The organism is Actinobaculum sp. oral taxon 183 str. F0552 (genome assembly GCF_000466165.1).
Taxonomy (GTDB): domain Bacteria; phylum Actinomycetota; class Actinomycetes; order Actinomycetales; family Actinomycetaceae; genus Peptidiphaga.
This window is the reverse complement of sequence record NZ_KE951432.1, coordinates 1-20,047: the sequence shown is the minus strand read 5'-3', so window position 1 is coordinate 20,047 and position 20,047 is coordinate 1. Positions and strand designations below refer to the sequence as shown.

Sequence of the window (20,047 nt, the reverse complement as noted above, 5' to 3'; positions counted from 1 at the left end):
AGTCTGCGACTTCTCCTCCTGAAGATCAAGAATGTAACCCATGCTATATTCACCTCCCTTCTATAAACCAATAACATTTCACTTAGCAGCACGACCAGCTTGACGTACTGTGACACGACCAGATAGAGCAGGAACTCCAGCTACGCACATCAGTAGTCTGCGACGTCTCCTCCTGAAGATCAAGAATGTAACCCATGCTATATTCACCTCCTTTCTAAAAATTGATTGTGTTGCCTTAAGCCAAAACGTTATACTTATATTACTATAACACAAAGATAACGATGTAATGTAGCACTAAACATTATTTTCTTCTCCGTTATAGAGACACGGCCATATCGTATGAGCGGCTGACCCGCTCGATTCCCAGGAACGGGAGGGCCGTGGAACGCCGTCCATCCTCTCCGAACCGAACCCGCTTGTAGCGTTCCAGGGCGGCGTAGACTCCCGCCGATCCCGTCGACCAGTCGGTCGACAGACGCATGATCTGGTCGCCGGGAAAGTGGATTCCCGTCCGGTTGAGCACCGCGTAGGTTCCCAGGAGGTTTGCGTGCCGTTCCATGTCGGCTGAGGTGACCAGGTCGGCGTCGTTCGACTCCGCCAGCTGGGTGAGGAAGTAGACGAATCCGGCCCGCCCGTTGAACAGGGTCGACTGGATCGCGAACTCGGGATCCGCGCATCGGACGATGCGGCGGAGGGCCTCCTTGTCGCCAGGGCGCTTGCGATACTCTCGGAATCGAAGCATCGCGAGCCCGACGCCCATGGATCCGCTCGCGAGGTACGGCAGCGTGCGCCATCCTTCGTTGAGCTGGATCGAGCCGTCTCCGGCCTCTATGCACAAGGCGAGATCGACGTCCAGCGCCTTCTCCGCGCGGTCGAGGTCCGTCTCTTCACCCGAGTATTCGAAGCTGCGCACCCAGTAGACCGCGTGCCCGGCCATTCCCCTCATCAGCCCGCCCTTGTCCGTCGCGGATGTGGGGGTTCCGTCCACGTATCGGACGTATTCGACGGGTTCGTCCAGCCGCCGGGCCATGACGTCCCGTATGGACGCGATCGCCTGTTGGATCTCAGCCGTGGGGCGCCGCTCGGCTTCGTCCATGAGGTAGATGCCGATGCCCGCGAGGCCTCCGTAGAGATCCGAGGTCAGCAGTGCGAAGTCCAGCTTGAGGAGTTGGCTGAGAATCGCGTCGGCGGCATCCTCTCGGCCGAACGTGCGGAGCGTATAGGCGATGCCGGCGAGTCCGTCATAGAATCCGTAACTGGGCTTCGTCAGGCGTTTCGCCGCGTACTCGATCCAATCGAGCGTCCGCTCCCTCTGCGCGTCCGTACCCGGGTTCGCCAGCAGATTGCCGCACGCGCCGTATGCGATTCCCACTCCGTTCTCGATGAACTGATGGGGGTCGCCGGGGAAGACGCGATCGGCGCGCGAGAAGTCGGCGCTCTCCCATATGCCCGAGGCGATGCCCGTCAAGACTTCCTCGACGCCTTCCGGGCTCGACATGTCCCAGCGGTTGACCACGGAGCGCGTCGCCTGGACCAGGCAGTTGGCGTCCTCCTCGGCCTCGATTCCGATGTCGCGGAGGATCTCGCGGCAGTATTCGTCGGGCAGTTCGAACGCGCGCTGCGCCGCGTCGACGAGTTGGCGGAGCTTCAGCGGGTCGAGCGGGATGAGGACCGTCAGGGGGAAGAACAGCGAGAGCTTGGTGCACCCCAGGGCGTACAGATCCGCCGGGATCCCTGTGCGTCCGTCGCCGGCCATGTATCCCGGGGCGCCCGTCGGGATGACGTTCACTTCGTCGACGGGGTAGGCCATCTCGAAGTCGATGAACACGGGCCTGCCTTCGTCGGTGACGATGATGTTGTTGGGGTGCAGGTCGCCGAAGACGACGCCTTCGCGATGGAAGGATCGCAGGGCCTCTTCGACTTCGGCCATGATCCCCAGAGCCCAGTCGCGGTAGGCGAGCCGATCCTCGCGGGTCTGGTCGGCGCGGATGAGCGGGTTGCGGGCGACCATCGCCTTGTTGAGCGTTATGCCCGGCACGTAGTCCTCCACGAGGAAGTGATGCCCCGAGACGACGAACTGATCCTGAAGGTTCACGACTTGGTCGAGATCCCCGAACTTCCGCAGGAAATCCGCTTCCTGCTCGAGGCGGCTGACGGCGTCCCTTCCGTCGGGGGTCAGCCCGGCGTGCGGGCGGGCCTCTTTGAGCACCGCCTGGCGTCCGGTCGCCAGGGAACGCCCCTTGTAGATGCCGCCGCCGTTGGAGAAATGAAGGGATTCGGTGATTTCGTAAGCGAATTCGTCGGGGCGCTCCCCCGATCCCAGCGCTTCCTTCATGCGGACGACGAACTCGGGCAGCTCGACCCACTCGGGCGGCGAGAAGGTGGGAAGCCGGTGATCCGGTTCGAGCTCGCCGTCCGGCCGGCGAATCGCAGGGACGAGTTCGTCGAACTCGTTGCGGACGAAATCCTGCTTGTAGGCTCCGTAACGAACGTAGAGCGGCCCTTCGTTGTATCTCAGATCGCTGAGGATGTAGGGGCCTTCGTAACCGCCGATCTCTCGGTCGAGGTCGTGGAGGATCCGCTCCGTATCCTTAGAATCGACCGGGTATATCGTGATGAACTTTCCACTGCCTCCGCGCGGCGCGTACTTCACGTTCGAGCGGAAGAGATCCGTAGCTGACGGGAGGAATTTGAAGTGGATTCTCCTGCTGAAGCAATAGGCTGAGACCGCCTGGAGGATCTCTTGGGCGTTCTCCTTCGTGGCCGAGCAGTGTATCTTCCAGCCCTGGTCAGGCAGGGTCGAGTCCAAGGGCATGACGTGGAGCCATCCGTTGGACTCGACCTGCCTCCAATCCGACCAATCTGAAGCGGAGTCGATCCTGTACTTACTGTTCCGTCCCAATGATGCGTTCTTCGCCCCATGGATCGTTTCATAGAAATATGGATCCGCATAACAGTACTCAACATATGTCATATCCATTTTACCGCTCCAATCTGCTGGTCATTTTCAATTCGCCGCTTCTAAGCGGGTTGAGTCCATGACAGCAGAGCCGCGAACGGGCGGTCAACGCCCGACCTAAGTCGGAACACGGCAGGATTACCGCTCCGAAACCGCGGAATGCCGCGATTTCTGTGACCCCCGACACGGCAGCCATTCGCATGGAACTGTGAACTTAAGTCCACCATGGGCATTAGACCTTGGTTGAATGCATTCCAGCGACCGACCTGCAATACTGGACGGGGATTTCCATTCGCGCTACGGGACACAACATCATCGATATGAGGACGCTAGTTGTGGAATCCTCCCTCCAAAACTCCGATAAGCAGCGAACAGGCCCGATCTTCCCCACCCCCCTCGTGCTCGCCGTTGGCATCGCCTCCGCGATCTACACCAGCGTCGGCCACATCCTCGCGGGCGCATACACCAAGTCGCCGGCTAAGGCGGTGGACCGGCAAGCCCTGTTCGTCGCGATCAGCCTGTGCGTCATCGTCGCCCAGACGTTCATCCTCGCTCACCGGGAGAGGCATCCGGTGAGCTCGTTCCTCGCCATGGCGGCGACGATGGGGGTCGTTATGCTGCTCTTGAACAGCCGCACGTTCGCCCACACTCCGCTGTACATCTTCTCCGTCATATCCCTGAGCATCCACGTCAAGGGACGGAGGTTCGCGACGTCCCTCACCGCTGCGATCCTTTTGGACATCGTCTGCCAGCTAGCGCTGATGACGGAATCGGAGCCTTCCTCGAGAGAAAATCTAACATTAGAAACAGCTAATATTATAATTAATGTGATCTTTACTTATATTATATATGTTTCAATAGGAAAAATCGCCTCAAATTATCGATCGAAGATATTTCAGTTCCATCGTCGCTTCTCTACATTGCAAGACGAACATAGAAGGCATACTAAGGAAATCATAGTTCATGAACGTCGCCAAATGGCACGGGAACTCCATGACATAACAGCGCATCACCTCACGGGAATAGTCATTCAGAGCGAGGTCGCCTCGAAGCTCTACGAGAAAAAGCCCGCCGAGGTCCGCGATTTGCTCACCTCGATATCTTCGGAGGCGAAGAATTCCCTGGAGAGTTTGAGGCAGATCGTGGGAATCCTCCGCTTGGACGGCGGATTCGACATCGCCCCGCAGCCGACGATGGACAACATTCACGAACTCATCGATGATTTTCGGAAGAGAATCGAAAGCATAGAATTGGAGGAAAAAGGGAACTTCGATCACCTGAGCACGGCTATTCAGCTAACATGCTATCGTATAGTCGAGGAATCGCTGTCGAATGTGGTGAAACACGCTCCGAATGCTTCCGTCACGATCTCCCTCGCGTCGTCCGGCGGCGCCATCGCCTTCGACATAGTGAACAGCCCTCCGCAAGCCACCGTGGAGGGCAGCGGCGGGGGTTTCGGGCTCGTCGGCATGGCCGAGCGCGTCGACCTCCTGGGAGGCACCCTGCGCACCGGCCCCACTGCCGAGGGCGGATGGCAGGTGTGCGGGCGCATCTGCGGAAAGGAACAGGATCAGTGACTATCAAGGTGTTGATCGCCGACGACCAGCCTGTGGTGCGCAAGGGCTTCGGCCTCTTCCTCCGGGCCGACCCGGACATCGCGGTGGTCGGGGAGGCCTCGACCGGGGAGGAGGCGGTGGAGCGCGCACTGGCTCTGAGGGCCGACGTCGTGCTCATGGACGTGCGCATGCCCAGGGGCAGCGGGCTCTGGGCGTCGAAGAGGATCCTCGCCCAGCGCCCGGACGTCCGGATCATCGTCATGACGACCTTCGATCTGGACTCCTACCTCTTCGAAGCCCTCGACCTGGGAACGTCCGGCTTCCTCCTCAAGGACAGCGACCCCGACCGGCTCGTCAGCGCGATCCACACGGTGGCCAAGGGCGGATGCGTCGTCTCCGACTCCCTCGTCGGACGCCTGGTCTCCGAGCTCTCCCGGCGCAAGGGCCAGCCCTCGGAGCAGAAGGCGGCGGACCACCGCGAACACGGGCTCACCGATCGCGAGGCCGAGGTGATCAAGCTGCTCGCCGAGGGGAGGAGCAATCGGGACATCGCCGATGAGCTCTACCTGGAGATCAGCACGGTGAAGGCGCACGTCGGCAAGATCGTCTCGAAACTCGGCGTCCACAATCGCGTCCAGATCGCCATCTGGGCGTTCGCCACTGGAATGGCCACACCCCGCATAGGAAACCACGGAGGAAGTCAGCATGCATGAGAGCGTTCCCACGCTGCCCCGAAAGGATACGGAATTCCGGCTTCACGGAGAGGAATGGACCGACCCGTACGAGTGGGTGCGCGGCGAGACGGAGGAGGCGCTGCGCCTCGAGGAGGAGTATGCCAGCAGGCACCTGGAGCGGTACGAGGATGCGGCCCGCCGATTGGCGGAGGCCGTGAAGGACGACGTCGTGGAGAGCGAGTTCGGCATCCCGCAGCGCCAAGGCGACTGGTGGTTCGTCCCCGATCTCGCGCCCGGAGCGCGCCATCCCCGCATCCTGCGCATCCGGGCCGAGGGGATGGAGCCTCCGGGCCGGGATCGCATCGACGCCGGGGACGCGCAGGTGCTGATCGACTTCGACGATGTCCTTCCGGGCTCGTACGTCGGCGTCGGCTCCGTGCACCTGAGCCCCTGCGAGAGGTACGTCGCCTGGACCGAGGATTCGACCGGCCGGGAATCGTATGCGGTCCGGCTCCGCGAGCTCTCGACCGGGAGGGAGATCGACACGGGCCTGGACGGAGTCTCCTCGTCGATCGTGTTCAGCCAGGACGGCGACTCCTTCTTCGCCGTCCACCTCGACTCCAAGAACCGCCCCTGCGAGGTCACCCGCCACCGGACGGACTGCCCGCGGGACTCCGTCAGCGTGTTCCAGGAGGAGGACGAACGCTTCCGAGTCCGCGTGTCGCGTTCCTCCTCCGGCGAGCTCGTCTTCGTCACCGCGGCGTCGCGCGGGGTGACGAAGAACTTCTACCTCGTCGCCGACGACCCGTCGAACCGCCTGATCGGAATCGACGGGATAGCCGACGACGAATCGGCGACCTGCGCGCACGTCTCGTGCAGGGACGGCGAATTCCTGGCCCTCACCGTCACCTCGCCCCCGTGCCCCGACGGCGCGCTGCTGCTGGCGCCTCTGCGGGAGGACCGGACTCCGGCGCCCAGGGAGGAATGGCTCACGCTCCTCGCGCATTCGGAGGACCGCCGGCTAGCCTCCGCCCTCGCCCTGAAGGACCACCTCCTGGTGGGCGTCCGCCACAACGGCCGCAACGTCGTGCTGACCGCCCGATGCGCCGACCTGGGCTCTGGGGGCGCGCGCTTCACCGCGATCGACCCGTGGGGAGATGCGGACATCAACCTCGCCATGACCCCCGAGTGGGACGCGGAGGAGATCCTCATAGCCCGCACGTCGCTCGTCCAGAAGCCCTCCCTGTACCGGGTGAGGATCGACGAGCCGACGGCCGCTCACAGGATCGGCCCGCAGCCCCCCGAGTCCCCGGTGCCCTACGTCGAGGAGCAGATCCACGCGAAGGCCGAGGACGGGCAGGACGTGCCGATCACCGTCGTGCGCAGAGCGGACGGCCCGCCCAAGGCCCCCGTGCTGCTGTGCGGGTACGGCGCCTACGATGCGAACGTCGGGCGGCGCTACAACCCCATGCTCCTGCGCCTGGTCGACGCCGGAGCCGTCTACGCGTTCGCGCACGTGCGCGGCGGCGGGGAGAAGGGATCCGGGTGGCACGAGGCCGCGCGCGGCCTGGGCAAGCCGCGCAGCTTCACGGACTTCCTCGCGTGCCGGGACGAGCTGGTGGCGCGGGGGCTGGCCGATCCCGCGCGGATCGTGGCGATGGGGGGAAGCGCCGGAGGCCTGCTCGTCGCAGCCAGCCTGAACGCGGACCCCGCGGCCTTCTGCGGAGTCGTCGCCGACGTCCCCTTCGTCGATCCCCTCACGACGATGATGAAACCCGAGCTCCCGCTGACGATCAGCGACCGGAAGGAATGGGGGGACCCCCTGGAGGACCCCGACATCGCGCGGTGCATCCGCTCTTATTCGCCCTACCACAACGTCCGGCCGGTCGAATACCCGCCCGTCCTGGCCACGTGCGGCAGCGACGACAGCCGGGTCTCGGCGGTCGAGCCGCTCAAGTGGATCAACCGCCTGCGCCACGACGCCACGGGAGGGCCGTTCCTGCTCCGGGTCCGCTCCGGCGGCCACATCGGGAATTCGACGATCGACGACGGGCTGCGCGAGCAGGCGCTCGAGTACGTCTGGATAGCCGACCGCCTGGGCGTCCGGCTGTCCGCGGGCTCATGAGCGGAAAGCGGCTATGAGCGCCTTCACGAAGATCCCGGCGCAGATGACGAGCACCCCCGCGGGGGCGACGACGATCGTGAGCCAGGGCCAGAGGAGCGCCACCACGACCGTCGCCACCCCGAGGGCGGCCATAGCGAATCCGGCGACGCGGTAGGCGGGGCCCTGGGCGGCGCGGAAGGCCTCCATCCGACGGCTCGTGAACGCGCCGTCGGGCCTGGCGAGCGGAAGGTAGACCCCGAGGATCGTCAGCATGACGCCCGCGGCGACGCCGACGAGCTTCTCCACGGGGAGGTCCGCGCCGGTGTGCATGCCGACGAACACGACGTGGAGCGTGCTGCTCAGGATGCTCAAGCCGACCAGCGCGGCTCCCAGGGCGCGCGCCGATCCGCGGCCGGGGGTGCCGGACGCGGAGAAGAGGCGCTTGTCGATCCTGGCTTGCAGTGCGGGGGCCGCGGCGCTGAGCGCCGTCAGGAGCAGGAGGGCCGCGGGCGCGGCGACGGCGGTGACCTCCCGCGAGACCCTGCTGGCGCCGTGGTTGCCCGCGGCCTGCCGGGTCACGATCGAGGGCGCCATCTGCGACCAGTGGACGATGCTCCACACCGCCATGAAGACGATGGCCAGGGCTGCGAAGATCAAAGGGCCTTTCGAGAGGCGATGATCGGGATTCTTGGGGATCATGTCTCCTCCTCGGTTGTCTTGTCGTCTGATTCCCCATCGGCCTCCCACGGGGCGGGAGGGCCGGGGCTGGCCGGAGCGGGGGTGCCGGCCTTCGCGGCGCCGGGCCTGGGCTTGCGCAGGGCGCCGCCGAGGGAGGCGAGCAGGAGCATCGCCTCGTCGATCACGGTGAGGTTGATGCGGTACTGGACCTGCGTGCCGCGTTGCCGGGAGACCACCAGGTCCGCCTCGCGCAGAACGCGCAGATGGCCGGACAGCGTCGAGCCCGCCACTCCGACGGCCTCGGCTATGTCGCCCACCTTCACGTAGTCGCGATCCCGCAGGTAGGCGAGCACGGCCCTCCGGGTGGGGTGGCCGAGCGCGGAAAACACGCTTGATTCGTTATTTCGCGACATAACGAAATAATACGGGAGCGAGACGCGATTGTAAAGTGGGCCACTCCGGAGGGCAAGGCGCCCGGGTGCGGGCGAGGCGCGGGCTCTCCCAGACGGGGAACGCGGTCGGCGCGGGTCGCGGATGTCCGGGCGTCGACGGCCGGCCGCGGACGGTCGGAGGCCCGTCGGCCCGGCTGCGGGCCCTGGGCCAGCCGGGCTCAACGCGGCCGGGGCGAAACTATGGGCCAGCCGGGCTCAAACGCGGCCGGGACCGTGGGCCGTCCCGGCTCAACGCAGCAGCAGCCAGGCGGTCATGACGCACCCGCCGGCCACGACGAGCCAGCGCATGAGCGGCTCGGGGATGAAGCGCTGGAGCGCCGGCGCGGCGTATCCGCCCGCGAAGGCCCCCGCGCCCACGGCGACCGCCGCGCCCCAGTCGACGTCGCCGCGGGCGATGAACAGGATCGCCGCCGTCAGGTTGGAGACGAAGAGCATCGGAGTCTTCATGAGGACGGCCTCGTGGGCGGTCATGGGCGTGCCGAGCATGCACAGCGCGAAGAAGAGCACTCCCGCCCCCGCTCCGAAATAGCCCCCATAGATCGTGATGAGCACGAGGAAGGTCAGGTAGACCGGCAAAGGCAGGCGCCGCCGCGTCCGCGCGCCGTTGATGCGGGGGCTGAGCGCGACGAGCACGGCGCCGGAGAGCACGAGCCAGGGGACGACCGCCTCGAAGACGTCCGGGTCGGCCACGACGAGGAGCGCGCCTCCCGCGAGCCCTCCGGCCGCCGAGACTGCCAGCTGGACCCAGTGCGGGTAGATCCTGACCGCGGCCATCCGCCTCCACGCGTTGGCGATCGACCCCACCCCGCCCCGAGCAACCCGACCGTGTTCGACGTGTTGGCCAGCACCGGCGGCACGCCCGCTGCGATGAGCGCAGGATAGCTGATGAGGGAGGCGAGGCCGACGAGGTAGCCGATCATTCCGGCGCCGGCGCCCGCGGCGAAAAGGAGAATGCACATCGCCGCAAGGCTATACCTCCCCGGCGGCCCCGGCGGACCGGCGCCGTCAGGGGGTCGGCGGACCGGCGCCGTCAGGGGCGGGTCTAGTAGGCCCCGGCGAACAGGCTCGTGACCGAGCCGTCCTCGAAGACTTCGTCGATGGCCCGTGCCAGGACGGGGGCGATCGACAGCACGGTCATCCCCGGGAAGCGCTTCTCGGGGCCGATCGGCAGCGTGTCGGTGATGACGAGCTCGCGCAGGCCGGACTCCTGGAGGCGCTTAGTCGCCGGATCGGAGAGCACGCCGTGGGTGGCGGCCACGATGACGTCCTTCGCCCCGGCTTCGAGCACGACCCGCACGGCCCCGCAGATCGTTCCGGCGGTGTCGATGAGGTCGTCGACGATGATGGCGGTCCGCCCGGCCACGTCGCCGACCACCCTGTTGGCCGTCGCCTGGTTCGGGCGGGTCAGGTCCCTGGTCTTATGGACGAAGGCGAGCGGCACGCCGCCCAGGCGGTTGCCCCACTGCTCGGCGACTTTGATGCGTCCGGCGTCGGGCGAGACGACGACGGCGTTCGTGGCGTCCACGCGTCCGCGCACATACTCGACGAGGGTCGGCATCGCCCAGAGGTGGTCGACGGGCCCGTCGAAGAACCCCTGGGATTGGGAGGCGTGCAGGTCCACGCTCATGATCCGGTCCGCCCCGGCCGTCTTGAACAGGTCGGCGAGCAGGCGCGCCGAGATCGGCTCGCGGCCCTTGTGCTTCTTGTCCTGGCGCGCATAAGGATACGAGGGGGCGACGGCCGTGATGCGCTTGGCCGAGGCTCGCTTGGCGGCGTCGACCATGATGAGCTGTTCCATCACCCACTTGTTGATCGGGTCGGGATGTGATTGGAGGATGAAGACGTCGGCGCCGCGAACGGATTCCTCGAAGCGCACGTAGATCTCGGAGTTGGCGAAGTCGTAGGCGATGATCGGCAGCAGGTCGATGCTCAGTTCTTCGGCCACCGCCTGGGCCAGAACCGGATGGGCCCGTCCGGAGATGAGGACGAGGCGCTTGTCGTTCGATACTTTGAATCCCGTCATGCCTGATCCTCGCTGTGCTTGCCCGCCGGGCCTGTCCTGCCCGCCGGGACGGTGGATGTGCGCCCGTCGGCCGGCTCGACGCCCGCCGCGGAACCGGCGACGCGCTCAGACGGCCCGGTGAGCACGGTGTAGGGTGCGAGCTCGGCGCCCGCCTGAATCGTCGCCCCTCTGGCCACCACGTGGCCGGCGACCACTCCCTCTCCGACGCTCGTGTCGGTGAACTCGCCGGGGCCCACGACTGCGCGCGACGCGACGGCGGTCGTCCCGTACAGCCCCGTTCCCGGAAGGACGCGGCAGTCCGGTGCGAGGGTGACGGTCACGTCGATCGAGGTCGTGCCGGGGTCCACGACGGCCGCGCCCCGGCGCATCCAGCCCTCCAGGAGGCGCCGGTTCATCTCTGCGCGCAGAGCGGCGAGCTGGACGAGGTCGTTGCATCCCTCGACCAGGACCGAATCCTCGACGAGCAGTCCCGCGACTCCGGCCCCGGCCCGGTAGGCGGCGGCCACGACGTCGGTCAGGTAGAGCTCGCCCTGGGCGTTGGCCGCGTCGAGGTCCGCGATGGCCCCGCGCAGGAAGGCCGCGTCGAAGACGTAGGTGGACGTGTTGATCTCGCCGATGTCGCGCTGTTCCGCCGTGGCGTCCCCGTGTTCGACGATGCCGCGGATCTCCCCCGCCTCGTCGCGGAGGATGCGCCCGTAGCCGGCGGCGTCCGGGACGGATGCCGTCAGCACCGTCACGGCGCTGCCCTCGTGTTCGGCGAGGAGACCGGCGAGCACGTCCGCGGATAGGAGCGGCGTGTCGCCCGCCATGACGAGGACGGGCCCCTCCAGGTCGGCGGGAAGCTCTCGCAGGGCGCACCACACCGCCCGGCCGGTGCCTTTGACGTCGTCCTGGTCGGCGACGACGACATCCGGGTCGAAGGCGAGCGCGTGGGCCGCCACCTTGTCCCGTTCGTGCCGGACGACGACGACGAGGTGGCTCGGGTCGAGCCCTCGGGCGGCGGCGATGGCGTGCTCCAGGAGGGAGCGGCCGCACATCGGCTGGAGGACTTTGGGAATGGACGTCTTCATGCGGGTGCCCTGGCCTGCGGCGAGAACCACGACGGCGGCCGGACGCGTTGTGTTCACGGGAGCCCCTTCCTGTTGGGTACAGCCTCACCCGTGAGCCGGCCGCGCACCGCCCGTCTGACCAATCGGACGCGTCCGGCTCCCGCTCCGCCCCCAGGATTCGAACCCGGACAAAAGGTTCCAAAGACCTCTGTGCTGCCATTACACCAGGGCGGATCGACCGTGACGATTCTATGGCATCGGCAGGCGCGCGCATAATGACTCGCTCACGATCCGGCACGCCGCCCACCCCGCAACCGGTTCGCACACGCCCGAACCCGGGCGGAAATCAACGGCGACGAAAGCCCGGCAACCCCGACCCCGCTCGGGTTCGAGCCCGGCTCGCCACACCGCCGACGCGCCGGTGTCGTCGGCCCGAATCCCGCCCGCGCCCGGACCGCTCCGAACCTGGGACCAACCCACTTCGGCTGCAACCGAATCCCGCCCGCGCCCAGGGTCCTCGCCTCAGCGCAGCTCGCGGCCAACCCGCGTCTCCCGTCAAAGGCGACGCTCCGCCGCCACCCGGGCGCATGGGCATGTCCACGACGTCCGCCCCAAGACTGAAGATTTAAACATTTTCAACTGCAATAATGGCGTCATGACCGAAAATCCACCGCCCCAGGGCCGTCGCATCCGCATGTCCCGTTCCGAGCGGCGCGAGCAGCTCATCAGAGTCGCACGTCAGCTTTTCGGCGCCCGCGGGTACGACGCCGTCTCCGTCGAGGAAATCGCGAGTGCCGCCGACGTGTCCAAACCGGTCGTGTACGAGCATTTCGGCGGTAAAGAAGGCCTCTACCAGGTGATCGTCGACCGTGAGGTGACGGAGCTCTCGGGAATCCTCTCCTCCCGCATGCGTCCCGAACTCGCTCCGCGGGAGGTCCTGGAGGGAATCGTCGTCAGCCTCCTGGACTACATCGAGGAGAATCCCGACGGCTTCCACCTCCTCGCCCACCAGTCCCCCACCGCCGTCAGGAGCGAAACGTTCGCCACGGTGATAGCCGACGTCGCCGAGCAGGTGACGAACCACCTGGCCCCGCTCATGGCCCAACGCGGCCTGGACGCTTCGACCGCGCCGATCTACGGCCAGATCCTGGCCGGCGGAGTCGGGCAGATCGGACAGTGGTGGTCGGAGAACCGCGGCTATTCGAAGGAGGACACCGCGGCGCACGTCACAAACCTCCTGTGGTTCGGCCTGCGGAACATGGAGCGCGAGCCCCGTCTGGTCACTCGCGGGCACTCGGCGGCAGCGGACGGGACGCCATCCGGGCGGGGATGACGGCGGGCTTCAAGGCGGGTTTCCGCCGCGGACGGCGGGTTTCGGGTTTCCGCGGATGCAAGCCGCCCGACGCCGCCGGCTTCGGCTCGCGAACGGCGAATCCCGGCGCCCGCCCGCGGGCTGGGGAAGGATGTTCAACGCTCTCCGGGTTCCCGACATACCGCCCACCCGTGGACCGGACCGCGGCCCTGTGCCAAGATGGCTTCATGCTAGAGGTAGGCAGTCTCAATAAATCCTTCGGGAGCCTGCAAGCCCTGCGGAATCTGAGCTTTCACGTCGGCCGAGGGGAGATCTTCGGATTCGTCGGCTCCAACGGCGCGGGCAAGACGACGGCCATGCGCATCATGCTCGGCGTGATGACGGCGGACTCGGGGACCGTGACGTGGAACGGCCGCCCGCTCGACATGGAAGTCCGCCGCAGAATCGGATACATGCCCGAGGAGCGCGGTCTCTATCCGCGCATGGCCGCGGGGGCTCAGCTCGAATACTTCGCCCGCCTGCACGGCGTGCCCAAGGCGGATGCGACGGCGGCCATGGAGCGATGGACCGAGCGCCTGGGCGTGGCGGGGCGCCGCGGCGACAACGTCCAGAAGCTCTCCCTGGGCAACCAGCAGCGCGTCCAGCTGGGGGCGGCGCTGGTCCACGACCCCGACCTGCTCGTGCTCGACGAGCCGTTCTCCGGCCTGGACCCCGTCGCGGTCGACGTGATGAGCGACGTCCTCAAGGAGAAGGCCTCCGCGGGAGTGCCGGTCGTCTTCTCGTCCCACCAGCTCGATCTGGTCGAACGGCTGTGCGACAGGGTCGGCATCGTCTCGCAGGGGAGCGTCGTGGCCGAGGGCACCATCGAGGAGCTGAGGGGCTCGGCCGATCCCCAGCTCGCCCTGGCCGTCACAGCCCCCGCCGACGCGCTCGAGCGGGCGCTGGCAGCCGCGGGCGTCACGGCCCGCCCCGATCCTCTCGAAGGCACCTCCGACGCGCCGAGGCGGCGGGGGCTGACGCGCGCCGTCATCGACGTCGCGGAGGGCGCCGACGACCAGGCGATCCTGCGGGCGGCCCTCGCGGCCGGGCCCGTGCGCGAATTCGGCCCGCGCCGCCCCCATCTGGCCGATCTGTTCAAGGACGTCGTGGTGGTGGCGCCGCAGGAGGAGCCCCGGCCCGCCAGGCGGGGCCTGTTCGGACGCAGGAGGGCGGCCTGATGCTCGGTCTCATCGTCAGCCGCGAATTCACCGCGCTTTTGAAGTCGAAGGCGATGCGCGTCTCCACGGCGATCGTCGTCGCGCTCATGCTCATCGGCGGCGGCGTCGCCGGGTTCCTCCTCGGGGACAAGGGCGTAGACGTGTCGATACCCCCGGCGACGGGCCACACCGCCCACACCAATCCGCTCGGCTTCATCGTGGGGATGGTCGCGGTCATGTTCGTCGCCATCCCCATCTTCATGGGCATGGGCGCCTTGAACTCCGGAGTCGTGGAGGAGAAGACGAGCCGCGTCGTGGAGATCCTCCTGACGACGGTCAAGCCGCGCACTCTCCTGTTCGCCAAGCTCCTCGGGATCGGTTCGGCCATGCTGGTCTTCATCGCCTGCTATCTGGCGAGCATCGTCGCGGGAGCGGGTCTGGCGGGGGTGCTCCCCTCCATGGGGAACCTGGCCGCCGCGTACCTGAACCCTTGGACGTTCGCCCCGGCCGTCCTCGTGTGGCTGGCCGTCGGGTACTTCGCCTTCGGGGGCCTGAGCGGTGCGCTGGCCTCGACGGTCTCGCGCCAGGAGGACCTCGGCGCCGTCCAGACGCCGGTGATCTTCGGGGCGATGATCCCCATGTACGTGGCCCTCTACCTCGTCCCCTACGCGCCGGACACGACGGTCACGCACATTCTCTCGTGCTGCCCGTTTCTGTCCCCGTTCATGATGCCGATGCGGATGGCGCTCGGGGCCGTCGGCGTCTGGGAGCAGCTCCTCGCGTTCGCGGTCCAGATCGCGACGATCTGCCTGCTCTCGCTGCTGGCGGGCAAGGTCTACGAGCGTTCGATCCTGCACACGGGCGAGCGCCTCAAGCTCAGGCAGGCGCTCCGCGGCCGCTGAGACGGAGGGCGTGAAAAAGGGTCCGGTTCGATCGCGAACCGGACCCTTCCCGTGCGAGCCTTCTCGCCGGCTTTCACGCAGACGCGTCGGCCCGGAGGCCTCCGCGGGCTTCGGGGCGACGCGAGTCCCCCCGGCGGCCGGTGGGCTCAGTGTTCGTCGTAGTGGTCTCCGTGCAGGGCATGGCGGTGCGTCCCGTGGATATAGTCGACGTGATCGCCGTGCTGAACGGCCTCATGCCCGCACCCCTCACCATGGGTGTGCTCGGCGAGAGTGTGCTCGGCGGGCGACTCGTGTTCGTCGTAGTGGTCTCCGTGCAGGGCATGGCGGTGCGTCCCGTGGATATAGTCGACGTGATCGCCGTGCTGAACGGCCTCATGCCCGCACCCCTCACCATGGGTGTGCTCGGCAAGGGTGTGCTCGGCGTGCAGATCGTCGCTCATGGTAATTCCTTCCGGTCGTGCTCTTGAGCGTGTGCGATGGCGTCGGCCGCCATGTGCGAGACGTGATGGTCCGACACCCTGTAGATCATCTCCCTGCCGCGCCGGGTGGCCGCGACCAGCCCGGCCCCGCGCAGAGCCTTCAGATGCTGAGAAACGAGAGGCTGTGAGAGCCCGGCGGCCTCCGCCAGCGCAGAGACCGACCGCTCCTCGTCCACGAGCAGAAGGAGCAGCCGGAGCCGCGACCCGTTGCCGAGGACTTTGAAGAGCCGGGCGGTTCCAGCCAAGGTCTTCTCATCGATCACCGGTCCATCCTCCCATATGTATAAATATTTTGCAATACGACTATACGAGATGTCTGCTGGCGGCGCGGGCGGCCTGCTGCGGGCGGCCTACCCCCGCCACCGGAATCCTCTGGGCACGGCCGCGAATCCGGCCTCGCGCAGCCGGGCCGCGATCGGGCTGGCGGTGGCGGGGCGCGCGTCGACGGTTTCGACGGTGAACGTGACGGCGCCGCGTCTGAGCGCGACGGCGAGGGCCTGCAGGGCGGCGCCCACGGAGGCGTCGCGATCCGGATCGCCGGCGGTTGGATCTCCCTCGGCGGGGTTTCCGTGAGCCGGATCCCCGGCTGTCAGGTCGCCGTCGGCTGGGTTCCGCGACTCGTCGATGTCCCCGGCGCCGCTCGGGCCATCGAAGCCTCCGACGTCTTCGGACGGGATGCCGGTCTCGGCCGAGCCTCGGCCGTAGGTGAGGAGGGCTCTGCCTCCTTGCGGAAGGTAGAGCACGAGTTCCCCGCGGTCGATGACGACGAACGCGCCGGGGCGGCGGGCCGGACGGATCGCGGCCGGATGCGGCGGCCAGGGCAGGACGGCGCCGTACGGATTCGCCGGGTCTGCTGCGGAGAGGGCGATCGGGGCCGGGGGCCCGGCCGGCGCGTCGGCGAGGTCCCGGAGCCGGTCGACGGTGGCGCGCTCGGCGAATTGAGCGGCTCCCAGGCCGTCGACGAACCGGCCCCGCAGGACGCGTCCGGCCTCCTCCATGCCGCGGAGCAGGCGCCGGAGGGAGGCGAAGCCGCCGGGGACGCCGTCGGAGGCGACGGCGTCGCGGGTGAGGATCGCGTAGCGGTCCAGGAGCCCCTCGGCAAGGCTGAGGCCGCGGGCCGTCTCGTCGGGCTCGCGGTCGTCGAGGCGGTCGCGGCACAGCAGCGACCACCTGCCCAGCCTGCCAGTCCGGGCGGGCGTCCGGCCCGGCGCGATCCGAGCATGGCGTCTGCGGCGCGGCGAGGCCGGGATGCGGCGGCGCGGCGGGGGCACTGCGATCAGCGAGCGCGGGGCCGCCCATGTGTCGGTGGTGACCCGGCCGGACCAGGCGAGGTCCCACAATGCGGCGGAGACGTCGGCGGGCGGGATCCCGGCGCCCGGGCGCGGCGCCGACGCGGCCGGATCGGCGCAGATCCTCCGGCCGGCCAGCGTCGCGAGTTGGTCGGGGAAGTAGGCGCCGCCGTCGGCGAGGACCTCCACGATGGCCCGCCGCACCGCGCGGAGGTCCGGGGATGCGCCGGAGGCGGGGCTCGACGGCCCGGCAAGCGGGGAGGCGGGCGCGCCGTGCGACCCACCTCCCGGCCGCTCCCCCTCCTTCGAGCCGGTCTCCGTCTCCCGATCGGACGGCTCGGGGAGCGTTTCCGCGGCGTACTCGGCGAGGTGGAGGGCGATCAGGCCGTCGCGGTCGCCGAGCCGCCCGTGGCCGGACCACACGACGGCGCCGGTGGAGATCAATTCGTCGAGCATCGCGGGAGCGTAGTCGCGCACGCGCGCCGGCAGGATCTGGGTCTCCCACAGGGACGCCGGCAGCGGCACTCCGGCGAGCTGTTCGACCGCGCGGAGGAGGCCGTCCACGCCCCAGAGGGCCCCGCCGGCCGTCCACGCTGCCGCGCCGGCCGCTCCCGTACCAGCGGGCTGTCCCGTCCCGGCCGGCTGCGCCTCAGCGGGCCCCGCATGGAGGGGATCGCCGGCCGGGGCGTGCAGGAGACTGTGGTGCTCGAGCAGGAGGCGCGCGTAGGCCCGCTGAGGCGCCGGCTCGGTCGCGTCGCGGGCGGCCTTCAGCGAGCGGGAGCGCAGGCGGGAGAGGACGCCGGGGTCGATCCACTGTTCCGCGCGCCGCTCCGGGGCCAGCCGGCGAGGGTCGAAGGTTCCGGCGAGGAGCCTGCCGCTCTGGCGCAGGTCGGCGAGGGCGGCGTCCACGACGGCGACGCCCAACCCGAGGTGTGCGGCGAGCTCGGCGGACGTGAACGCCGTGTGGGTGCGCGCATACCGTGCGGCGAGGTCCCGCAGGGGGTGGCGGGTCGGCTCCAGGAAGGCTTCGGGGACCCCGTCCGGCAGGTCCACGGCCAGGGCGTCGCGCAGCGCGGGCGAGTCCTCGACCGCGGCCCACCGGAGTTCCCCGGCGACGGTCACTTGGACGATCCGGCGCTCCTCCTCCAGGCGCGACAGCCATGCGGCCGCGTCGCGCGGTCCGGCGTCCGCGCGGGCGAGGACGCCTTCGCCGGTCAGCGGGCCGAGCCGGCGCAGCAGGTCGGCCAGTCCTTCCCGGCCGCGCACGCGGCGGCCCGCGGTCAGGCACTGGAGCTCCCGGCCGAGCAGGTCGGCTACGGCCGGGTCCAGGACGTCGGCGTACCCGTCGCCTCCGAGCAGGTCGGCGAGCAGCCCGCTGTCCAGGGACAGCAGGGACGTGCGGCGCTCGGCCAAGGGCGCGTCGCTCTCGTAGAGGAACTCGGCCACGTAGCCGAACAGCAGGTCGGCGGCGAAGGGGGAGGGGACCGCGGTGGTGGCCTCGGCGAAGCGGACCCGCCCGTCCCGGATGCGCTCCATGAGCGCCGTGAGGGCCTCGACGTCGTAGACGTCGTGGAGGCATTCGCGCGCGGTCTCGACGAGGACGGGGAATCCGGGGTGCTCTCCGGCGACCTGGAGGAGCTGACCGGCGCGCAGCCTCTGCTGCCACAGCGGGGACCGCCTGCCGGGGTTCCGCTTGGGCAGCAGGAGGGCACGTGCCGCGCATTCGCGGAACCGCGAGGCGAACAAGGCCGATCCGCTCACCGCGTCGCCAACCAGCCGCCGCACGTCGGCCGGGTCGAATTCGAACGCGTCCGCTCCGGGGACTCTGCCGTCCGCGTCGGGCACGCGCGCGACGATCCCGTCGTCACCGGCGACGACGGACGGGTCGACCTTCCATCGCCGCCTGATCCGCTCGGCGACTATCAAGGCCCACGGCTCGTGGACGCGGCGGCCGTGGGGCGAGTGCAAGATGATCCGCCAGTCGCCCGCTTCGTCGCGCACCCGTTCGACGACGAGCCGGCGGTCCGTGGGCAGGGCTCCGGTCGCCTGGCGCTGCTGGAGGGCAAGGGCCAGCAGGTTGGAGACTGCGTTGCCGTCCAGCCCCGATGCGGCCAGGCGCTCGGCGAACCGGCCGTCCGGGTCCCCGTCTGCGACGGCCGCGTCCAGGTCGGCCAGGAACCCTCCGATCGCCGCGCCGAGTTCGACGGGTCGCCCGGCGCCGTCCCCGCGCCAGAACGGGAGGCGCGCGGAGCGTCCCGGTGCCGGGGAGACGACGACCCGGTCGTCGGTGATCTCCAGGATCCGCCACGTCGTGGCCCCCAGGGCGACGACGTCCCCCACCCGGGACTCGTAGACCATCTCCTCGTCGAGTTCGCCGACGCGGCGCGCGCCCGCGGCTTCCTCCCCCTCGGGCAGGATCACGCTGTAGGCTCCCCGGTCGGGGATCGTCCCGCCGCTGGTCACGGCCAGGCGCTGCGCGCCGGGCCGGGCGATCAGCGTCCCCTTCTGCCTGTCCCACACGATGCGCGGGCGGAGTTCGGCGAAGTCGGTGGAGGGATACCGCCCCGCGAGCATGTCGAGGGTCGCGTCGAAGGCGCTCCTGGGCAGGCGGCGGAAGGGGCGGCTGCGACGCACGAGCCGGTACCAGGCCTCGGTTTCCAGCGGCTCCATCGCAACGGCGGCCACGGTCTGCTGGGCGAGGACGTCCAGGGGGTTGTCCGGCATCTGCAGCGCCTCGATGAGGCCGGCGCGCATGCGGTCGACGACGACCGCGGCGTCCAGCAGGTCCCGGCGCGTGCGCGGGTAGACGACCCCCGACGGGATGCCGCCGACCGCGTGGCCCGCGCGTCCGACGCGCTGCAATCCGCTGGCCGCCGACGGGGGCACGCCGACCTGGATCACTTCGTCCACCAGGCCCATGTCGATTCCCAGCTCGAGGCTGGAGGTGGCCACGACGCATCGCAGAGCGCCCGATTTCAGGTCGCGCTCCGTCGAGGCGCGCCGCTCCTTGGACACCGACCCGTGGTGGGCGCGGGCGATCCGCCGGGCGGGGTCGACGGCCCTCCCCTGCGTTCCGCCGGACTGCGAATCGTAGGCTTGGGCGGCCGGGGTGCCAGGGCCGGCAGCCGGACCATCGCCAGCCGGGTCATCCGGGTCGCCGAAGCGCGCGGAGTACAGGCCGTTGAGACGGGCGGTCAGCCTCTCCGCCAGTCCGCGGGAATTGACGAACACGATCGTGGAACGGTGGGCGAGGATCCGGTCGAGGATGCTCGCCTCGACATGCGGCCAGATCGAGCCCGCGGCCGTGGTCTGGCCCGCGGCCGGGCTCCGGTCGGGGCCGTCGGGCGCGCCCCGGCCGCCGTCCGACCCGGGGC

Annotated in this window: 15 protein-coding genes and 1 tRNA gene; 6 read left to right on the top strand and 10 right to left on the bottom strand. The window is 68.7% G+C overall.

The genetic code is table 11. From position 1 onward, the window contains the following. Window positions 1-316: 316 nt before the first annotated feature. Window positions 317-2,974: a class III lanthionine synthetase LanKC gene (gene lanKC / locus HMPREF0043_RS06115; protein ID WP_198010294.1), complete on the bottom strand. Its 2,658-nt coding sequence runs from the start codon at window positions 2,972-2,974 to the stop codon at window positions 317-319. 320 nt (window positions 2,975-3,294) lie between these two features. On the opposite strand from lanKC, the gene HMPREF0043_RS10225 reads away from it, so the two are divergent. Genes HMPREF0043_RS10225 through HMPREF0043_RS06100 form a run of 3 tightly spaced genes read left to right on the top strand, consistent with a single transcriptional unit; the run spans window position 3,295 to window position 7,314 of the window. Next, window positions 3,295-4,536: a sensor histidine kinase gene (locus tag HMPREF0043_RS10225; RefSeq protein ID WP_198010293.1), complete on the top strand. Its 1,242-nt coding sequence runs from the start codon at window positions 3,295-3,297 to the stop codon at window positions 4,534-4,536. Then, window positions 4,533-5,228: a response regulator gene (locus HMPREF0043_RS06105; protein ID WP_021602091.1), complete on the top strand. Its 696-nt coding sequence runs from the start codon at window positions 4,533-4,535 to the stop codon at window positions 5,226-5,228. The genes HMPREF0043_RS10225 and HMPREF0043_RS06105 overlap by 4 nt, the downstream gene beginning before the upstream one ends. After that, window positions 5,221-7,314, top strand: coding sequence for a prolyl oligopeptidase family serine peptidase (locus HMPREF0043_RS06100; protein ID WP_021602090.1), 2,094 nt, complete (start codon window positions 5,221-5,223; stop codon window positions 7,312-7,314). The genes HMPREF0043_RS06105 and HMPREF0043_RS06100 overlap by 8 nt, the downstream gene beginning before the upstream one ends. Here HMPREF0043_RS06100 and HMPREF0043_RS06095 read toward each other — a convergent pair. From HMPREF0043_RS06095 to HMPREF0043_RS06070, 6 genes are all read right to left on the bottom strand, one after another. Further along, complete coding sequence (locus HMPREF0043_RS06095; protein ID WP_021602089.1) at window positions 7,309-7,992, bottom strand: hypothetical protein; 684 nt, start codon at window positions 7,990-7,992, stop codon at window positions 7,309-7,311. The two genes, HMPREF0043_RS06100 and HMPREF0043_RS06095, sit on opposite strands and share 6 nt — an antisense overlap. Beyond that, the gene (locus HMPREF0043_RS06090) at window positions 7,989-8,360 is read right to left on the bottom strand and encodes an ArsR/SmtB family transcription factor (RefSeq protein WP_021602088.1); all 372 of its coding nucleotides are present in this window, start codon (window positions 8,358-8,360) and stop codon (window positions 7,989-7,991) included. The genes HMPREF0043_RS06095 and HMPREF0043_RS06090 overlap by 4 nt, the downstream gene beginning before the upstream one ends. A gap of 291 nt (window positions 8,361-8,651) precedes the next feature. Then, window positions 8,652-9,227 (bottom strand): TSUP family transporter, encoded by a 576-nt coding sequence (locus tag HMPREF0043_RS06085; protein ID WP_269528556.1) that lies wholly within the window; start codon window positions 9,225-9,227, stop codon window positions 8,652-8,654. A 238-nt stretch (window positions 9,228-9,465) separates the two neighbouring features. Continuing rightward, window positions 9,466-10,446 carry a ribose-phosphate diphosphokinase gene (locus HMPREF0043_RS06080; protein ID WP_021602086.1) on the bottom strand — a complete coding sequence of 327 codons (981 nt, stop codon included), beginning with the start codon at window positions 10,444-10,446 and terminating at the stop codon, window positions 9,466-9,468. Further along, the gene (locus tag HMPREF0043_RS06075) at window positions 10,443-11,573 is read right to left on the bottom strand and encodes an NTP transferase domain-containing protein (RefSeq protein ID WP_198010292.1); all 1,131 of its coding nucleotides are present in this window, start codon (window positions 11,571-11,573) and stop codon (window positions 10,443-10,445) included. The genes HMPREF0043_RS06080 and HMPREF0043_RS06075 overlap by 4 nt, the downstream gene beginning before the upstream one ends. Before the next feature lie 85 nt (window positions 11,574-11,658). Beyond that, a tRNA-Gln gene (locus HMPREF0043_RS06070) sits at window positions 11,659-11,729 on the bottom strand. Between the two features lie 421 nt (window positions 11,730-12,150). On the opposite strand from HMPREF0043_RS06070, the gene HMPREF0043_RS06065 reads away from it, so the two are divergent. The 3 genes from HMPREF0043_RS06065 to HMPREF0043_RS06055 all read left to right on the top strand — a co-directional run bounded on the left by HMPREF0043_RS06065 (window position 12,151) and on the right by HMPREF0043_RS06055 (window position 14,905). After that, complete coding sequence (locus tag HMPREF0043_RS06065; protein ID WP_232206060.1) at window positions 12,151-12,828, top strand: TetR/AcrR family transcriptional regulator; 678 nt, start codon at window positions 12,151-12,153, stop codon at window positions 12,826-12,828. Window positions 12,829-13,034: 206 nt separating this feature from the next. Further along, entirely contained in the window at window positions 13,035-14,024 is a 990-nt protein-coding gene (locus HMPREF0043_RS06060; protein ID WP_040317986.1) for an ABC transporter ATP-binding protein, read from the top strand. Continuing rightward, complete coding sequence (locus tag HMPREF0043_RS06055) at window positions 14,024-14,905, top strand: ABC transporter permease (RefSeq protein WP_021602081.1); 882 nt, start codon at window positions 14,024-14,026, stop codon at window positions 14,903-14,905. The genes HMPREF0043_RS06060 and HMPREF0043_RS06055 overlap by 1 nt, the downstream gene beginning before the upstream one ends. Before the next feature lie 146 nt (window positions 14,906-15,051). Here HMPREF0043_RS06055 and HMPREF0043_RS06050 read toward each other — a convergent pair whose 3' ends face one another. The 3 genes from HMPREF0043_RS06050 to HMPREF0043_RS06040 form a co-directional block, all read right to left on the bottom strand. Further along, the gene (locus HMPREF0043_RS06050) at window positions 15,052-15,345 is read right to left on the bottom strand and encodes a hypothetical protein (RefSeq protein ID WP_021602080.1); all 294 of its coding nucleotides are present in this window, start codon (window positions 15,343-15,345) and stop codon (window positions 15,052-15,054) included. After that, the gene (locus tag HMPREF0043_RS06045; protein WP_021602079.1) at window positions 15,342-15,647 is read right to left on the bottom strand and encodes an ArsR/SmtB family transcription factor; all 306 of its coding nucleotides are present in this window, start codon (window positions 15,645-15,647) and stop codon (window positions 15,342-15,344) included. The genes HMPREF0043_RS06050 and HMPREF0043_RS06045 overlap by 4 nt, the downstream gene beginning before the upstream one ends. An 87-nt stretch (window positions 15,648-15,734) precedes the next feature. After that, window positions 15,735-20,047 (bottom strand): Lhr family ATP-dependent helicase (locus HMPREF0043_RS06040; protein WP_021602078.1); only part of this gene is annotated, 4,313 nt, incomplete at its 5' end.